This window comes from Paracoccus seriniphilus, assembly GCF_028553745.1.
GTDB lineage: Bacteria > Pseudomonadota > Alphaproteobacteria > Rhodobacterales > Rhodobacteraceae > Paracoccus > Paracoccus seriniphilus.
Genome location: NZ_CP067129.1, coordinates 119,548 through 135,362, shown reverse-complemented (window position 1 = coordinate 135,362; position 15,815 = coordinate 119,548). Strand labels below are relative to the sequence as shown.

Genomic DNA, 15,815 nt, shown 5'->3' with positions numbered 1-15,815 from the left:
CTGCTCGCAAGCCCTGCGGCATCAGCCGCTGCCCGCACGATCCCAGATTGCGGTCAGCGAACGGTTGCCCACGCGCATCAGCCGCGCCTGCACGGCAGAGAGTGCCGCCAGATCGCCCCGTTCGATGCAGCTGCCCAGATCCATGGCCACCCCGGCCAGAGACAGCAGCCCGATCTGCCATGCCAGGCGGGACAGCCGGTCCGCCTGGGCAACCGCCTGCGCCATATCCTGCGCCGTCAGCGCCGCGTCGGTTGCCTGCAGCGCCACCGCCAGCTGTTCCAGCGCGATGCCGATCACGTTCTGCGCTGCGGATTCGCCCAGTTCACTGACGATGTCGCGCACCCGTCTTGCGTCGATCTTCACGGGCTCTGACATTGTCAGCGGCACGATCTGCGCCATCCTTTACCTCCTGGACATGCTCTGGGGCTGTTGAGGCACCATGGGGCCAAGCTGTGAACAAAGCTTTGAGGGACAGGACAGAAACCGCTCGAATTTTTATTAAACTTCCCATATCAAGCAGCGAAACTGCGCGAGGTAGCTATGCACAACGTACGTCCTTTGCCCCAATATCTGGTTGGACGCTTTCACGGTTGGAAAGCCACATCCTATTCCGAGAACAGCGCCTGGTACCGTCGTCTTGCCGATGACGGACAACGTCCGCGTGCCATGGTCATCTCCTGCTGCGATTCCCGTCTTCACGTGACCAGTATATTTGGCGCGGATTCGGGAGAGTTCTTCATTCACCGCAATATTGCCAACCTTGTCCCCCCGCATGCGCCCGACGGTCAGCAGCACGGGACATCGGCGGCGGTGGAATATGCCGTGACGGCCCTCAAGGTCGCGCATCTGATCGTGGTCGGACATACCAATTGTGGCGGAGTGGCCGGCTGTCATGCGATGTGTTCGGGACAGGCGCCTGAGCTGGAAGAGAAATCCAGCTTCGTCGGGCGCTGGATGGACATCCTGCGTCCGGGTTATGAACGTATCAAGGAACTGCCGCAGGACGAGCAGATCCATGCGCTTGAACGCGAGGCGGTGATGATCTCGATCGAGAACCTGATGAGTTTTCCTTTCGTGCAAAAGGCCGTGGAGGATGGCGAGATGTCGCTGCACGGGCTGGTTCACGATATTCGGGAAGGAATCCTGTGGCAGGCCGAGGACGCCGGACAACGCTGGACTGCGGTCTGACAGTTGAGGTCGGGCAGGTCGGCGCCTTGCGGCACGGTTCATCTGAAGACTTCAATTGATGGCTTCTGCCCGATCGTCCGGCGTGAACAGCGGGGCGCAGAAGCGTGCTTTGCGCTCACCAGCCTTTCAAAGTGCCGGCATTTTGGGCGGCTGCACGATCAGAGGCGCTCTCCTGTCGCATGTCTTCAGGTGCCGCGCGATCCTGACGCCATGAAATCAGACACTTTCTTGTGGGCCTGTCAGGGATACGCTAGACGTTTAGTGGAACCCCAAAAAGGCAACGAATGCTGATGAAAAGCATATTTTCCAAGAAAGAGATCGATCAGCTTTTTCGCCTTGATGATGCGAAACGCGTCAGATCTGGAAATATTCGCGGGCCTCTCTCCAAGTGGACGATTTCCGGCAATGTCTCTTGTGGGAGATACTCGAGCATTAACGGAGTATTCAATGCGAGGGGGCAGGTCCGGATCGGGAATTACTGCGCGTTCGGGCAGTTCGTGTCGCTGCTTTCGGGAAACCACCGTACTGACATGCCAAATCAGCAAATTTGGCTAAGCCAGAGGCACGGATTCAAATCTCCGCATGAATCGAAAGGTCCGATCGAGATTGGGCACAATGTCTGGATCGGAGACAAGGTCAATGTTCTTTCAGGCGTTCAGGTCGGCCATGGAAGCGTCATCGCTGCCGGGGCCACGGTAACAAGATCTGTTGGGCCTTTTGAAATCGTTGCAGGAACCCCGGCACGCGTTCTCAAGAAGCGTTTTACTGACAATGTGGTCGGTCAGCTGCTGGAAATTCAGTGGTGGAATTGGGACGAAGAGCGAATTTCCAGCAATCAGAAGTTCTTCGAAACCGAAATACCCTCGGACAAGGATATGGACCTGCTTTCGCTGATCGTTTGAGATGGCATGATCGTTGAGCACGAAGATCTCCGGCCCTCTGAAACCTGGACCGTTTGGAACTGGAGGGGCTTTGATGATGTGACCGCCCCCCGACGGCATCGATGTGCCAAGGTGGGTCTGGGATGATCCACATGAGCGGACGGCCATGTCGGAGGTTATTTCGGTCGGGCTCCGAGCAGATCGATGTTCGCCCGACCATACATCTGGCGCTTGAGGGTCTTGAGCCGATTGATCTGTCCCTCGGTCTGTCCGTTCGATCATGGTTCCCGCAGGGCTGCGGCGACCACAGCCTGATCTCGCCGAAGCCCGCGGGCGAAGGCATCGAGCAGGCTCTCCTCCGCCTCATCCAACCATATTTCCAACGCGTTTTCACGAGCATTGCGCACCATATCCGTGAACCGGTCCGTCAGCCGACGGGCTGTGGCAAGAGCCGGCAATACGGCCTCGATCGTTGAGACCTGGATGGCATCTGACCTGCAAAGGTGATTCCGGACCATGGTCAGCAGGCGGGCAATCCTGCGGGCGGGCGGCGACTTTGCCGTGCCCGATGGGACGGCCGCCGAGTGCAAGACCAAGGTGGCGGACCACCCCTTGTAGGCGGGAGGTGCGTCGCGCGTGCGCCCGGGTCACATCCGGTGGAAACCGCTCCGCGAATATCCTGGCAGGGCACCACAAAGCACGACAGCGAAAGCGGCGAACCAGCCAAACCAGTTTCACCTTCCGGCCATGCGCCGGAAGGTCGGCAGGGCGGTGCCGATACCTGCTGTGGATCTGACGCGAAATCGTGCCACACTGCGGACAGGCCGCTGCGGTTTTGGCGGAACGGGAGTGGACCCGGATTGTGTCCTCAATCAGTTCAACCTGTTCGCCCCCGAGACCTGCGGGCCGAAAATCCCCTCGAGAAAACCATGACATCATCGACAACCTCTTCCCAAGATTGTCAAAATATAGTGTCAGCATACCTGAACCACACCAAATCCGCATCAGACCCAGGGTAATCCCCCCGTTTTTACGGGGGCTTGGTCGTAGAATTTACGCGGCCATTCTCAGTTTCTGTGCGGGTGTCATCCCGCCGTTGCCCATGTTCGGGCGTTCATTGTTGTAGGACCAGAGCCATTCGGTGGCAATCTGCTGCACCTCGTCGATGCTTTCGAAGATGTGGAGGTCCAGCCATTCGTGCCGGACCGTCCGGTTGTAGCGCTCGACATAAGCGTTCTGCTGCGGTTTCCCCGGCTGTATGTGGGCCAAGGAGATGCCCTTGTTTTCGGCCCATTCCATGAGGGTGCCGCTGATGTATTCTGGGCCGTAGCACGTCGGGAAGAAGCGCTGTTTTAAGGTTATGGCCACGCGCGTAGCCCCCAAATAGCGCAGCGTGTGGCCATAACCGGTCTCAGGTCTCAACAGTGGTTTTGCAGAACCACACCGCTGAGGAGACCGGCTATGCCCGCCAACCATTCTACTGCTGCGACTGTGCTTGTCGCCATCGACATTTCCAAGCACCGCCACGAGGTCTTGATCGAGGTACCGGGCAAGAAGCGCCGTCGTCGCATGACGATCATGAACACGTTGGAAGACTTCCAGCGCTTGTCCGCGAGCCTGGCCAGCTACGGCCTGCCTGTGCGGGTCGGGTTCGAGGCGACCGGCAACTATCACAGGCCACTGGCACATCATCTCGGGCAGGCCGGGTTTGACTTGAAGCTCATCCCTTCTGTCGGGCTCGCCCGGACGCGCGAGGCCCTGCACAACAGTTGGGACAAGAACGACCCGAAGGATGCCCAGGTCATCCTGCACATGCTGGAGATTGGCGCCGTGCAGTTCTTTCATGATCCGCTGGTCGTCGGGACCGCCGACATCCAGGAATTGTCAAAGACGCACGAGATCGTTTCACGCTCGAAGACCGAGCTCTGGCACCGCATCCTGACCCATTACCTGCCGCTCTATTTCCCAGAGGCCGAACGGTTTCACCGAAGCTCACGAACCGATTGGTTCCTGGCCTTCCTCGAGAAGTATCCGACACCGACGATGATCACGGCCATGAGCCAGGAAACCTTCATCGCAGACGCTTGGCAGGTGGTGGGCAGGAAGGTCGCCAAGGAGCGCCTGCTTTCAGATATTTACGCTACGGCGGTCAACTCTGTTGGATTGCCCGTGGAACCGGATTCCGACGCCGTTCGCATGTTCCGCCTGGTCCTTTCCGAAGGTAGAAGCCTCGTCCGCCAGCGCAACGAGATCGAGGCCCGGGCGGTCGCGCTGCTCTCCGATCTGCCGGATTATCAGCTACTGACAACCATCCCCGGCATTGGTCCGATCAATGCCATGACCATCTTGGCCGAGGCCGGTGACCTACGCCGATTTCGGCATCATCGGCAGTTCCTGAAGTTCTGCGGCATGGATCTTGCCACCGTGCAGTCCGGCATGTTTCGCGGGCAGAGCCGGATCTCGAAGTACGGCAATGCCCGGCTGCGCCGCACGCTATGGATGGCCGGCCAGACGGCGGTCCAGACAAAGACCAACAGCTTTCGGGACAAGTTCGAACGCTACATCTCGAAAGACCGACACAACGCTCATCTGCGCCGCAAGGCCTACACCGCGATCGCGGCCAAGATGGCGCGCACCGTACACGCTGTGGTCAATCACGGCGAACCCTATCGCCCCTTCTTCGAGGGGGTGAGCCCAGGCGGAAGGACCTCTCTCTGACTGAGCCGTGGAGGCAGTCAATCTGACCTCGTAGATAATGTTCGGGCCTTCTGCTTGGGATTTGGGATCTCGTATTAAGGACGGTGAGGGCCGCCAGCGCGCGTACCCTGTGTTTGCTATGGATGAGATCATTTCTTGACGGCAGAGCCCGTCTGGGCAACCTTATCAGGGTATCCGGACAGCCGGATGCCACACGACCTGCTGACCTAAGCAGCCAGATTTTCCTGACATAGGACGTTGTCGACTCGTATGGTTCGAGGCGCACCACGCCATTCGATGATCTGGTTCAGCGCCCTGACGACGCGTTCCGCGGGTAGCGAGAAGTCGACCTCGATACCCAGCCCTTCACGGTTGAAGTCGTCCAGGACATTCAGCAGCCGGAACTGGCGTCCGTCCCCGAGGCGATCTGCCATGAAGGCCATGGACCAGACTTCGTTCGGCTGTTCTGGCACGGCCAACTCGTCGGGCTTCTCCCGTTTCAGCCGTTTGCGCGGCTTGATCCTGAGGTTCAGCTCCAGCTCGCGGTAGATCCGGTAGACCCGCTTGTGGTTCCAGCCATGGCCCTGGACATTGCGCAGGTAGAGAAAGCACAGGCCAAAGCCCCAGGTCTTCTTCGCCTTCGTCAGCCCAAGCAGCAGGTCGGCGATCTGCTCGTTCTCATCGTCCAGCTTCGGGCTGTATCGGTAGCAGGTCTCGCTGACATCAAATGCCCGGCACGCCAGTGCGATGCTGACGCCCTTCATCGCCACCGCTTTCACGGCCAACTCTCGGCGTTGAGCTGGCCGCTTCATTTTTTTCCGAGCGCCTCCTTCAGCAGGTCGTTTTGCATGCTGACATCAGCGAACATACGCTTCAGGCGGCGGTTCTCCTCGGCCATCGCCTTCATCTCGCTGATCAGGCTCGCATCCATACCGCCATATTTGGCCCGCCATTTGTAAAGCGTGGCACTGCTCATGCCATGTTCACGGCACAACTCGGCAGCAGGAACGCCGCCTTCCATCTGGCGCAGCACGCCCATGATCTGGGCTTCTGTGAAACGTGTCTTCTTCATCGGTATCTCCTCGTTCATCCTGCCGAGAAAATTCTACTTCCGCAGCCCCCTAAGATCGGGGGGGATTACCCACGGCATCACTGCCGAGCACCCGATGCAGCGAATTGAGATGGACGATTGGGAGATTGATGTCATGTCGCTCCTTGGTGAAAGTGGTGCGCTTGATCGTCTTTCCCCGGCAGAGCGCGCGCGCTTTGATGTCGGACGTCGATGGCTTTGCCTTGCGATCGATTGCGCCACACGATGCGTTGTCGGATTTCGCCTGACTGAAAAGCCCGAAACGACGAATGCGCTGGCGACACTGCGTCTGATCACCCAGGACAAGTCGCCTATTTCGCAAGCCGCGAATTGCGATTCGTCTTGGGATCAGTATGGAGGTATCGGCATTCTGGTCACCGATCAGGGGTCGACCTTTGTTGCGAACATGTTTCGGACGGCTGTCGCCGATGCGGGCGGTACCTATGAGGCGGCAACTGCCGGAGTGGCGAAGCTGCGCGCGCGCGTTGAACGTATGTTTAGAACATTGGGTCAGCAACTTGCCCCAATGCTGACCGGACGAACCTTCGGCAATCCGCAAGAGCGTGGCGATTACCCGTCGGAAGAACTCGCCGCGCTGACAGATGATGAACTGGCGCAAGTCATCACCCTCTTCATCGTCGATATCTACCATAACTCTCAGCATGCGGGGTTAGGCGGAGAAACCCCGGCAAATGCATGGAAACGGCTTGCTGCCGAGCAAGGCGTCACCCCGCCACCGGATTCCAACGGTCGGCGCGTGTTGTTTGGGCTTGAGCTCGAGCGAAAACTCGGCCGACATGGCGTTCGTGTTTTTGGCATCAACTACACCAACGCCAAGCTCCAGGAACTGCTCCTCCATGGCAGGCAGAGGGAGGTGAAGATCCGTGTTGATCCACACTCTCTGACATATGTTTCGGTTCTGATCGGCAAAGAATGGCATCCCGCTGAGGCTGTGAACCAAGGGGTGGAAGGGCTGTCTCTTGATGAGTGGCAGTCGATCGTTCGAAACCTTCGGACGGGTTTCAAGGATGATGCCAGGTTCTCGGTGCAGACCATTTGGGGCGCCCGTAAAAAGATCAAGGCTATTGATGCGCGCGCACGGGCGCTCAGACAAATTATGCCAAGTACGTGGACCACGGCTGATCTGGACCGTGCCGAGCGTCATTTGTTCATGGGCCTTAGAATTGGCCCGGAAGGAACATGTGCAAGTGGCACTGCACCCGTGGGCACAGGCGATCTTCTGGATGATGTAATTCATCCGCCAGAGCCGATCTCTCCGACTGACCAAGAGGATGACGCCGACACCCCTCCCGATACCGACACTCCGCCTCGCTGGAGGATCTCACGTGACTGACCCCGGTCCGGAAATTGGGCAGCGCATGCTGGCGCTCAGAGCGCATTTCGCGCATCACCCCGTTTATGAACAGCTCGAAGGGCAGTTTGAGCGCCTTCTCCGCAATCGACGCGTGGAGGTCGACAAGGGGGAGGTGCGCGAAGCGAGAGCGATCGCCCTGATTGGAGCTTCAGGCAGCGGAAAATCCACCGCCATTGATCGCCTTTTGACCAAGACATCCGGTTTGATCCTGCCCCAAGAGGGGCAGGATCATTGCGACGTTGTCAGCCTGATGGTTCCTTCACCCGCAACCCTGAAGTCCGTCGGGCGGTCTATCCTTGAAGCGCTTGGGCGCCCTCTGCGACGAGAACGAACCACCGATGCGATCTGGGAACTCGTGAGGGGGTTTCTCAAGGAGCGGAAAGTCCTGTTCCTGCATCTCGACGAAGCGCAGGACATTGCCAGGCACCAGACGCCGAAAGAAATGCAGTCGGTAATCAACACGCTGAAATCACTGATGCAGTCTCGGAGCTGGCCCGTCGGGCTCATTCTATCCGGCATGCCAGGATTGAAGGATCTTCTCAACTACGATCCGCAGTTGGCGAGACGGGTCTTCCCGCTGGAGCTTCCGCGCCTCAGCCCCTTGGGTGATATCGGCGAGGTTCGGGCTGTTGTCGGCTTCTATTCGGCAGAAGTGGGAATTCCCTGGGAGCCGGCAGCGACGGCAGCGGACGTTGCGGCGCGATTGATTCACGCCGCAGGCAGAGAATTTGGACTGCTGATCGAGATGACGATCGACGGCCTCGAGGAAGCGTTGCACTCGGGTGCTTCATCCCTTTCGGTCGAACATTTCGCTGCGGCCTTTTCTCGGCGCTCGGGATGCATCGCCGGGCTCAATCCCTTCATTGCCGATGAGTACGAGCGTATTGATGTCCGCAAGCTGCTTGGCCGGGAAGGTGAGGAATGATCCGCCTTGCGTTGACCCTGCCACTCTCGGCTTATGAATACCCGGTCGCCTATCTGTCGCGTTTGGCCCGTCGAAATCTGGCAGGGTCTGTTTCCCGGTTTGCCGAGGATGTTGGTATCGATCTTTCAGCAATGGCGCGCGGCGATGAGATATCGCTGAACCAGTTGCGATACATGGCAGGTCTGGAACCGGATGCCTTCCTGTTTACCACGATCAGGATCGCAAGCGCGACAAAATGCTTTGCGGGCAAGCAAGTGCTGCACCGGGAAACCCTGACGCGCAGAGATCTGTATGTCTGCCCTTGTTGCCTCAAGGAAAACCATGCGGGTCAGGATCCGAAATGGCGCCCGATCCACCGGCTACATTGGCAGCTTAAGCATGTTGCGGCCTGTGACCGGCATGCGGTCAGACTCATTGCCGTGCCGCAGAAGAATGATCCGGGGAGCTATCGCGATGTCACCGCAAGAATCAGCGCACATTGGGATGAGATAATCCGTCAGGCGAGCCGCGAGGAGGCCTGTCCTGCGAGCAGTCTGGAATCCTATCTTTCGGGTCGGCTCTATCGTCCCTTGGGGGACGACTGGGTCGACCAGATTGAAATTCCGACATTGTGCAAAGCCGCGGAACTCCTTGGAAGCCTCATTCAGCATGGCAAGCGAAGCCGCTTCCTTGCGCTGACAGATAAGCAGCAAAGACAGGCCGCTGAAGTTGGTTTCGACGTTTTTGCCAAAGGCCCTGACCGCCTGATCAGCACATTGGAGAAACTGCGTCGAAGCGACCCCGAGATGGTTGGAAACCAGCCACATCCACAGTTCGGAGAGTTTCAGAGGTTTCTTGCCAGTTCCAAGAAAAGCCTGAGCACAAATACCCTGCCGATCAGGCAGGTGGTCAGGGAGTATTTCGTCAGTAATTTCCCGTTCAAAGGTGGATCTGTTGTTCTGGGACAGGCGCTGCCGGAGCGAAAATTACATTCGCTGAATTCGGCCTGTATCCAAGTCAAAAGACGCCTTGAGTTTTTCAAGGATATGCTCGTCGCGGATGGGTTGGCAACGCAGGGCGCGGCTGGTCAGGTGGTTTTGACAGGTCCGCTGACCGTCGAAACTGTCGAGCGGTTGCGACACCAGAAGGACCGTCTGCTGTTTGAGAACGAAACGGCCAAACGGTTGGGTATCACGGTCGAATCGTTTCGGACACTCGTTGCTGCGGGGCTTCTGCGCCCGCGAACAGACCAAAGCCACAAGCAAAAGAAGACCTTCGACTTCTGGGTCGAAGATGTCGATGCCTTCAAGGAAGCACTTTGCGGCAACCTTCCGACGCTCGGCTCTTCCCTGAAGAATTCAGACTGGGAGCGGATCTCCAAGGTGCCGGTTCGAGCAAACTGCAACCTTGCGGAAATCCTTGAAATCATTGTGAAGGAGAAGATCAAGCCGAAAGGATTGCTGAACGGTAAATCCCGACTGGATCATCTGGTGATCTCTGTTTCCGAGCTTCGCGCTGCTCTGCCGAAAGCCGAGAACCCCGGCTTGCCCCGGATTCCTGCCTTCCGCCATCTCGGGATCTCGAACGCCACGCTGAACTGGCTTCTGGAGCAGGAATATCTTTCGTCTGTTCGTTGCTACAACAGCGACAGCCGGTTCGTCATTGAAATGGTGACCTGGAAATCAATGGCGGATTTCCAGGAGAGTTACGTCACGCTTGCTCACGTATCGCGTAAGACGGAACTCGTGCCCGGCGTGATCTACAATCGTTTGAAAAGCCGGGGAGTCACCCCCGTCGTTGACGAGAAGGGCCTCAGCAAATGCTACTGGCGGACCGATGTGCAAGACCCGCACCTCTACCTCCTGCCCGCGAAGCCAGGGCCCAGAACCGGAAAGCTATGGTCCCGGCTGTCGCCAGAGGAGCAAAAGACAGCCGAAACAGCCATTCTGGATATGACCCTTCTACGACCTGCATTGGGGCAGGTGGGCCTGTCTCGAAAGCTTCAACGCGAAGGTGTCGATATTTCAGACCAAGGTGTCCGATCGGTTCTTGTTCGGCACGACTTGGCAACCAAAGACAAACGGAAAAACAGGGCCAACTTGTCGTGACCGTTTCACGTAGTTGATCGGGTGGTCCAAATTACTGCCCTTGTCCTGTGGAAAGGGCGGACAGTCGCCATTGTGGCAAGAAATAGCGGCCAGCGATCCCTACTCGGTCAATTTGAGAAAACCGAAAACGCAGTTCTCAGAAATTCACCCACGGCCTCTGGCGACGCTTGGCGTTTTATCAAAACCATCGCGCTGGCCAGTTGCAAATCGACATAGATCGCTGCGGCGGGGTTAGACAAATCAGTCGATATCTCACCATTCTCTTTGGCGCGTGCGATCCAGTCTTCGTATATATCTAAAGTCTCTGCCCTGAGCATATCGATGGTATCTGCAGTCAACTCCCCCATTTGCCCCCGCGTCGCGGACATATCTTGCAACAGACACCCTTTTGGAGTGGGTGAATTCAGTTGGCTTGACCGCAAAAGGTCAATCAAGGCGTCCACGTTTTCTGAGAACCGACCACCAGATTGAAAAATCGCGTAAAGCGGTTCCAAGGTCTCATCGCGGTAACTTTTCAACACAGCCTGCCTTAGACCATCTTCGTTGCCAAACTCACGATACAAGCCAGGTTTCGACACCCCGGAGCGTTTGCAAATCTCGTTGATCGAGACATGCGTCGGCCCCTCGGCCCAATAGCTTTCTTTTGCAATTTCAATGAGATGATCGCGATTGAGCGTCTTGGGGCGGCCTCTGGGTGTGGGTTTTTTCTGTGTCTTCATATTTATGTACCGGTTGGTATTTTAATCTTTCCTTATATTTTCGTACCATGTAGTACGGATAAAATCAACACAGGATTACATGCCAGATTGGCAGGTTTTAGATGGAGAAGGTTATGACGAAAACTGTGCTTTTGACCGGAGTTTCCGGGTTTATTGGATTGCACTGCGCCAAAGTGTTGCTGAACCAAGGATACATTGTCCGTGGCTCGGTTCGCAGCAAAAGAAAAGAGCAGCAGGTCCGCGATACGCTGACGGCTGCCAATGTAGATGTCTCAAATCTGACGATTGTCGAGCTGGATCTGGCATCTGACAAAGGCTGGGACGAGGCCGCGGCGGGCGCGGACTATATCATGCACGTTGCCTCGCCCTTTGTCTCTGCTGCCCCCAAACACGAGGACGAAATCATTGTCCCGGCGGTTCAGGGGACATTGCGCGCCATGCGCGCCGCTAAAAATGCCGGTGTTAAGCGGGTCGTACTGACCAGTTCCGCAGGCGCAATGTTCAGCAAGCTAACAGGTGAAATTGGCCCAAAGGACTGGACCGATACCAACGCGCCTAAAATGAGCGCCTATCTCAAGAGCAAGACACTTGCCGAGCGCGCCGCTTGGGACTTCATGAAGAACGAAGCCGCCGGAACGGATCTGGAACTGACCGTCATTGCGCCGGGTGCGACCTTTGGGCCGCCTGTGGGTGACGATATCTCGGGCGAGGCCCTGTCCACAATTGACCGCATGCTTCGTGGGAAAATGCCAATGGTTCCGAAAGTTGCCATGCCCATGGGCGATGTGCGCGACGTTGCGGCGCTGCATGTCAAAGCGCTGGAAACACCCGAAGCGGCAGGCCAAAGGTTCCTTGTCGCTGACACGCCGGCCAGAAGCTTTCAAAGTGTTGCACAGATGTTGAAAGACGGAGGGTATAGTGGTCCCAGCACCCGTCTTGCCCCGAGTTTTCTTATGCGCATCATGGCGATCTTCGACAGCGAGGCCCGTGGTATGGTCGGTTGGCTTGGCCTGAATCTGAGCGGAGACAATTCTGCGACCCGCAGAACATTTGGCTGGACGCCAATGCCATTCAGAAAAACCCTGTCTGAAACGGCAGTCAAAATCTCGGCGTTGCAAACCTAAACCGATCAATCCGAACCTGATCAAAAAGAAATGTGAGGCGCGCCGAATTCACTGCGCGCCTCGGTTCAACAGGCCGCGTGCCTAAACGCTTCCCTATTTCCATTCTAAAAGGAACAACCATGTCCAGCTTTCGCGACAGAAAAAAATTCGCAACCGTCTTTGGCAGCCAGATGGCCTATATCGAAGAGGGTGAGGGAGATCCGATTGTCTTCCTGCACGGCAATCCGACATCGTCATATCTTTGGCGCAACATCATGCCGTATCTTGCAGGCAAAGGCCGCCTGATCGCACCCGATCTGATCGGGATGGGCGACAGTGACAAGCTCGAAAACAGCGGTCCTGACCGTTACACCTATGCCGAACAGCGCAAGTACCTGTTTGCGTTGCTCGAACAGTTGGGCGTGACTGAAAACGTGACTCTGGTGCTGCATGACTGGGGCTCGTCGCTTGGCTTTGATTGGGCCAGCAAGAATGAAGGGGCCGTGAAGGGCATCGCCTTTATGGAAGCGGCTGTTAAGGCATTGCAAAACTGGGATTCGTTCGACGACGAGGGCCGTGCGCTGTTTGAGGGCTTTCGGTCCCCGGCAGGCGAGCAAATGGTTCTGGAAAACAATATCTTTGTCGAAGGGTTCGTTCCCGCAGCCGTCATTCGCGACCTGAGCGAAGACGAAATGAATGAGTATCGTCGCCCGTTCCTGAATGCGGGAGAGGATCGTCGGCCCACGCTGACCTTCCCTCGCCAGATCCCGATCGCAGGTGACCCGCCAGAAGTTGCCGCGGTGGTTGACGCCTATTCCGAGTGGCTGGGAAAAACGGACATTCCCAAGCTGTTCGTGAATGCAGAGCCAGGTATCATCCTGACAGGAGAGCTTCGCGACTTTGCCCGGAGCCTGTCCAATGTCAGCGAAGTAACGGTTCCCGGTCTTCACTTCATTCAAGAAGATTCACCCGATGAAATTGGCACCGCCATTCGGGACTGGTTCGACACGCTATAGCCCGAACCAACGTGACGTAGTCATGGCGGAATGGCGCGAACAGCAAGCCATTCCGCCGTCCCCCCTCACATTTGAACGCAGCCAAAAGCCGCCCCCCTGCCGCTAATCTTCTGACGTTGTCGCCGTCCATCCCCAAATGCGGGTGGGCGGGATCGGTGCTTGGAACATATCAGAGATTTGTCCAAGCACTCATAGAAATCTGCGAACTCTCCACACCCGAAGGCGGCTGAAATGACTTCAACGCCTCCGGATATGTTTCAGCTTACAAGCTGGATGCTTCAGGACCGTCAACCGATATCAAGAGATCAGGCTTCGCTTACCCGCACGATATGTTTGCCCAGCATTTGCGATTTCGACACGGCGATCATCGCGTCCCGAACGGCGTCAAACTCGTAAATTTTGTCAACAGGCACCGATATTTTGCCTTGCTGATACAGGTCTGAAAGCTGTCTGTAGGCTGCGTTGAGTTCTTCAGCCGTGCTGTGTAACGGCAGGACACCCATGGCGCTGTACCCGCGGGCCGTCATATCACCGGCATCCAGCTTCGTCCACGCACCGCTGCCATAGCCAATCAACGCCAAACGGCCACCGATACCAATCGATTTGAGAGCATCCTCACCGGCTGCGCCACCGACCGGATCATAGATGACATCCACAGTTCCAACCAGGTCTGTCACCTGCTCTGAAATGGATCCAGCGCGGTAATCCACCACATGATCCGCCCCCAGCGACTTGCAAAAGGCAACCTTTTCCGGCCCACCTGCAACCGCCACAACAGTCGCGCCAAGCGCTTTGCCAAGCTGCACCGCAGTAGACCCGGTGCCCCCGGAGGCACCCAGAACCAACAGAGTTTCCCCAGCCAGAAGCTTAGCCCGCTGCACCATTCCAGTATGCGCAGTTAAATAGGCCACGACAAATCCGGCGGCTTGCTCGTCAGGCATTCCTTCGGGAACTTTGGTCATCAGCATCTTCGTTGACATATAGCAATATTCGGAAAACCCACCAGAGCCGCCCATAAACAGGGTAAGCCCCATGACCTTGTCGCCAACGGCAAATTCTACACCTTCGGCAACCTCTGTAACGATACCGACAACTTCCGATCCTGGGCTGACAGGCGGGGTTTGAACAAGGGGATATTCACCTTTGGTCATCAAGACATCCGGCATCCCCACCGCGGCGGCCAATACCTTTACTGTCACACAGTCGGCGGGTGGGGGTGCCAAATCGGGCGCATCAACACGTTCAAGGACTTGCTCGACTGGTCCGAAGGCTTCAGCTTTCCATGTTTGCATCGTTCTGTTTTCTTTCTGATTAGGGTGACATTTCCCCACTCTTCGAATGGAGACGAATCTGAATTTCGTACCTATCGGTATTAAATTAATTCGTCAAGGCGGCGATACACCGGCTCGCAAACCCAGCATCAATAGACAGGGGTTATCGCGGTATCTGGCTAAGGTCGCTCTTTTGCTTGGATCCTTGGCTTGGACACAGGGCTTCGAACAGTTGACCGGCAAATTGGATCTCCCCTTTCACGCTCGGTTGCTCGTGATGAACGTGGCCATGTATGATCGTTGGAATGGTTTAGGTTTCGCTGAGCGTCGCCCTTTTCGGACCGAAATGATCGGAAGCTTTGGCTGGGGCAGAGGCAAACGGCGAGTGAGCCGCCCTTACAAAGGTAGCGACAGTTGCACGGGTTTGAACAGCCGGTGGTATTTGGTCATGGCCTGAGCCCGCAGAACGACGATGTTGCGCAAATCAGGTTCGAGGATGAATGCGCCCTTTCCCGCCTTTTTTCAGCGGACGGCTTCGATCTCGGCCCGCCCGAGGGCCGAGTAGCGGTTCATGATGGCGATGCGGATCTGGATTTCGGCGGTCTGGCGGTCGGGGTCTCGTGACATGATCCGCTCGCCGAAGAGCTTCAGGCAGTTCATCAGAGCTTCGACCCGACTTCGGACGTGGTAGCCGGTCCACTTCTTCCAGAGCGTCCGGCCCAAACGCTGGGTTGCCCGCAGGATTTCGTTTCGTGCGATGGCAGCGGGACAGTCTTCTTTCCAGGCACGGCCATTGCGCCGGATTGGTATGACCGCGGCGGCACCTCGGCCGATGATCGCGCCATGGCATCGTCGTGTATCATAGGCACCGTCAGCGGTGACCGTGCCGATCGCCTCCTCCGGGGGGATCTGCGCCAGCAGGTCCGGCAGTAGTGGGCTGTCGCCTTGGCGGCTCGAGGTGAACTCGACCGCGCGCACATCCCGGTGCCCGCGTCCATGGCGATATGGACTTTCCTCCATTACCTTCGGCGGGATGGGCCATGCTTGCGGGCCTGCCACTCGCCATCGCCGCGAAACTTGATGCCGGTGCTGTCGACAAGCAGGTTCAGCGGCTGGCCAGATGTGCGATATGGGACCTGCACCGCGATCCGCGCCTGCCGCCGGCACAGCGTCGAATAATCCGGAACTGGCCAGTCGAGCCCCGCCATCTGGATCAGGCTTTCGACCAGCCCGACCGTCTGCCGAAGCGGAAGACCGAAGAGCACCTTCAAGGTCAGGCATGTCTGGATCGCAGCGTCCGAGAAGGTCTCGGGCCGTCCGCGCTTGCCGGTCTTGCCGCCATGCCAAACCATCTCGGGATCGAACCAGACCGACAACGAGCCGCGCTTGCGCAGCGCCGCGTTGTAGTCGGACCAGTTCGTCGTGCGGTAGCGGGTTGGGGAAGGCTTTGGCATGCCTTCGAG

Annotated in this window: 11 protein-coding genes and 4 pseudogenes; 8 read left to right on the top strand and 7 right to left on the bottom strand. The window is 57.3% G+C overall.

Annotated features, from left to right (window positions below; all coding sequences use genetic code 11):
* Positions 1-21 precede the first annotated feature (21 nt).
* Positions 22-399: a hypothetical protein gene (locus JHW44_RS00625; RefSeq protein WP_089344764.1), complete on the bottom strand. Its 378-nt coding sequence runs from the start codon at positions 397-399 to the stop codon at positions 22-24.
* Between the two features lie 141 nt (positions 400-540).
* Here JHW44_RS00625 and JHW44_RS00620 point away from each other — a divergent pair, with 141 nt between their 5' ends.
* Positions 541-1,188, top strand: a complete 648-nt coding sequence (locus JHW44_RS00620; RefSeq protein ID WP_089344763.1) for a carbonic anhydrase — start codon at positions 541-543, stop codon at positions 1,186-1,188.
* Positions 1,189-1,472: 284 nt separating this feature from the next.
* Positions 1,473-2,090, top strand: coding sequence for a CatB-related O-acetyltransferase (locus JHW44_RS00615; RefSeq protein WP_089344762.1), 618 nt, complete (start codon positions 1,473-1,475; stop codon positions 2,088-2,090).
* Positions 2,091-2,245: 155 nt separating this feature from the next.
* Here the strand turns inward: JHW44_RS00615 and JHW44_RS00610 are convergent.
* Positions 2,246-3,008: pseudogene (locus JHW44_RS00610) on the bottom strand (transposase family protein).
* Between the two features lie 114 nt (positions 3,009-3,122).
* Positions 3,123-3,395 (bottom strand): annotated as a pseudogene (locus JHW44_RS00605) (transposase); the annotation flags it as partial.
* 135 nt (positions 3,396-3,530) lie between these two features.
* On the opposite strand from JHW44_RS00605, the gene JHW44_RS00600 reads away from it, so the two are divergent.
* Positions 3,531-4,787: an IS110 family RNA-guided transposase gene (locus JHW44_RS00600; RefSeq protein ID WP_089346217.1), complete on the top strand. Its 1,257-nt coding sequence runs from the start codon at positions 3,531-3,533 to the stop codon at positions 4,785-4,787.
* 236 nt (positions 4,788-5,023) lie between these two features.
* Here the strand turns inward: JHW44_RS00600 and JHW44_RS00595 are convergent.
* Positions 5,024-5,838, bottom strand: a pseudogene (locus tag JHW44_RS00595) (IS3 family transposase); the annotation flags it as partial.
* Between JHW44_RS00595 and JHW44_RS00590 the strand changes: the two are divergent.
* The 3 genes from JHW44_RS00590 to JHW44_RS00580 are packed head-to-tail and all read left to right on the top strand — an operon-like array spanning position 5,819 to position 10,243.
* Positions 5,819-7,210, top strand: a complete 1,392-nt coding sequence (locus JHW44_RS00590) for a Mu transposase C-terminal domain-containing protein (RefSeq protein WP_272850310.1) — start codon at positions 5,819-5,821, stop codon at positions 7,208-7,210. The pseudogene JHW44_RS00595 and the gene JHW44_RS00590 sit on opposite strands and share 20 nt — an antisense overlap.
* Positions 7,203-8,156, top strand: a complete 954-nt coding sequence (locus JHW44_RS00585) for an ATP-binding protein (protein WP_272850285.1) — start codon at positions 7,203-7,205, stop codon at positions 8,154-8,156. Before JHW44_RS00590 ends, JHW44_RS00585 begins: the two co-directional genes overlap by 8 nt.
* Positions 8,153-10,243, top strand: a complete 2,091-nt coding sequence (locus JHW44_RS00580; protein ID WP_272850284.1) for a TniQ family protein — start codon at positions 8,153-8,155, stop codon at positions 10,241-10,243. The genes JHW44_RS00585 and JHW44_RS00580 overlap by 4 nt, the downstream gene beginning before the upstream one ends.
* A gap of 107 nt (positions 10,244-10,350) precedes the next feature.
* On the opposite strand, the gene JHW44_RS00575 is transcribed toward JHW44_RS00580, so the two are convergent.
* Positions 10,351-10,962, bottom strand: a complete 612-nt coding sequence (locus JHW44_RS00575) for a TetR/AcrR family transcriptional regulator (RefSeq protein WP_089346190.1) — start codon at positions 10,960-10,962, stop codon at positions 10,351-10,353.
* A gap of 113 nt (positions 10,963-11,075) precedes the next feature.
* Here JHW44_RS00575 and JHW44_RS00570 point away from each other — a divergent pair, with 113 nt between their 5' ends.
* Together JHW44_RS00570 and JHW44_RS00565 are read left to right on the top strand one after the other, a co-directional pair.
* Positions 11,076-12,086, top strand: coding sequence for an NAD-dependent epimerase/dehydratase family protein (locus JHW44_RS00570; protein WP_089346193.1), 1,011 nt, complete (start codon positions 11,076-11,078; stop codon positions 12,084-12,086).
* A 119-nt stretch (positions 12,087-12,205) separates the two neighbouring features.
* Positions 12,206-13,081 (top strand): haloalkane dehalogenase, encoded by an 876-nt coding sequence (locus JHW44_RS00565; RefSeq protein WP_089346191.1) that lies wholly within the window; start codon positions 12,206-12,208, stop codon positions 13,079-13,081.
* A gap of 305 nt (positions 13,082-13,386) precedes the next feature.
* Here JHW44_RS00565 and JHW44_RS00560 read toward each other — a convergent pair whose 3' ends face one another.
* Together JHW44_RS00560 and JHW44_RS00555 are read right to left on the bottom strand one after the other, a co-directional pair.
* Entirely contained in the window at positions 13,387-14,373 is a 987-nt protein-coding gene (locus JHW44_RS00560; protein WP_089346192.1) for a quinone oxidoreductase family protein, read from the bottom strand.
* Positions 14,374-14,874: 501 nt separating this feature from the next.
* Positions 14,875-15,806: pseudogene (locus tag JHW44_RS00555) on the bottom strand (IS5 family transposase).
* Positions 15,807-15,815 lie beyond the last annotated feature (9 nt).

Bases quoted from the DNA above. Each gene is read 5' to 3' on its own strand.
- JHW44_RS00625 (WP_089344764.1), bottom strand. From the start codon at position 399: ATGGCGCAGATCGTGCCGCTGACAATGTCAGAGCCCGTGAAGATCGAC.
- JHW44_RS00620 (WP_089344763.1), top strand. From the start codon at position 541: ATGCACAACGTACGTCCTTTGCCCCAATATCTGGTTGGACGCTTTCAC.
- JHW44_RS00615 (WP_089344762.1), top strand. From the start codon at position 1,473: ATGCTGATGAAAAGCATATTTTCCAAGAAAGAGATCGATCAGCTTTTT.
- JHW44_RS00600 (WP_089346217.1), top strand. From the start codon at position 3,531: ATGCCCGCCAACCATTCTACTGCTGCGACTGTGCTTGTCGCCATCGAC.
- JHW44_RS00580 (WP_272850284.1), top strand. From the start codon at position 8,153: ATGATCCGCCTTGCGTTGACCCTGCCACTCTCGGCTTATGAATACCCG.
- JHW44_RS00575 (WP_089346190.1), bottom strand. From the start codon at position 10,962: ATGAAGACACAGAAAAAACCCACACCCAGAGGCCGCCCCAAGACGCTC.
- JHW44_RS00570 (WP_089346193.1), top strand. From the start codon at position 11,076: ATGACGAAAACTGTGCTTTTGACCGGAGTTTCCGGGTTTATTGGATTG.
- JHW44_RS00565 (WP_089346191.1), top strand. From the start codon at position 12,206: ATGTCCAGCTTTCGCGACAGAAAAAAATTCGCAACCGTCTTTGGCAGC.
- JHW44_RS00560 (WP_089346192.1), bottom strand. From the start codon at position 14,373: ATGCAAACATGGAAAGCTGAAGCCTTCGGACCAGTCGAGCAAGTCCTT.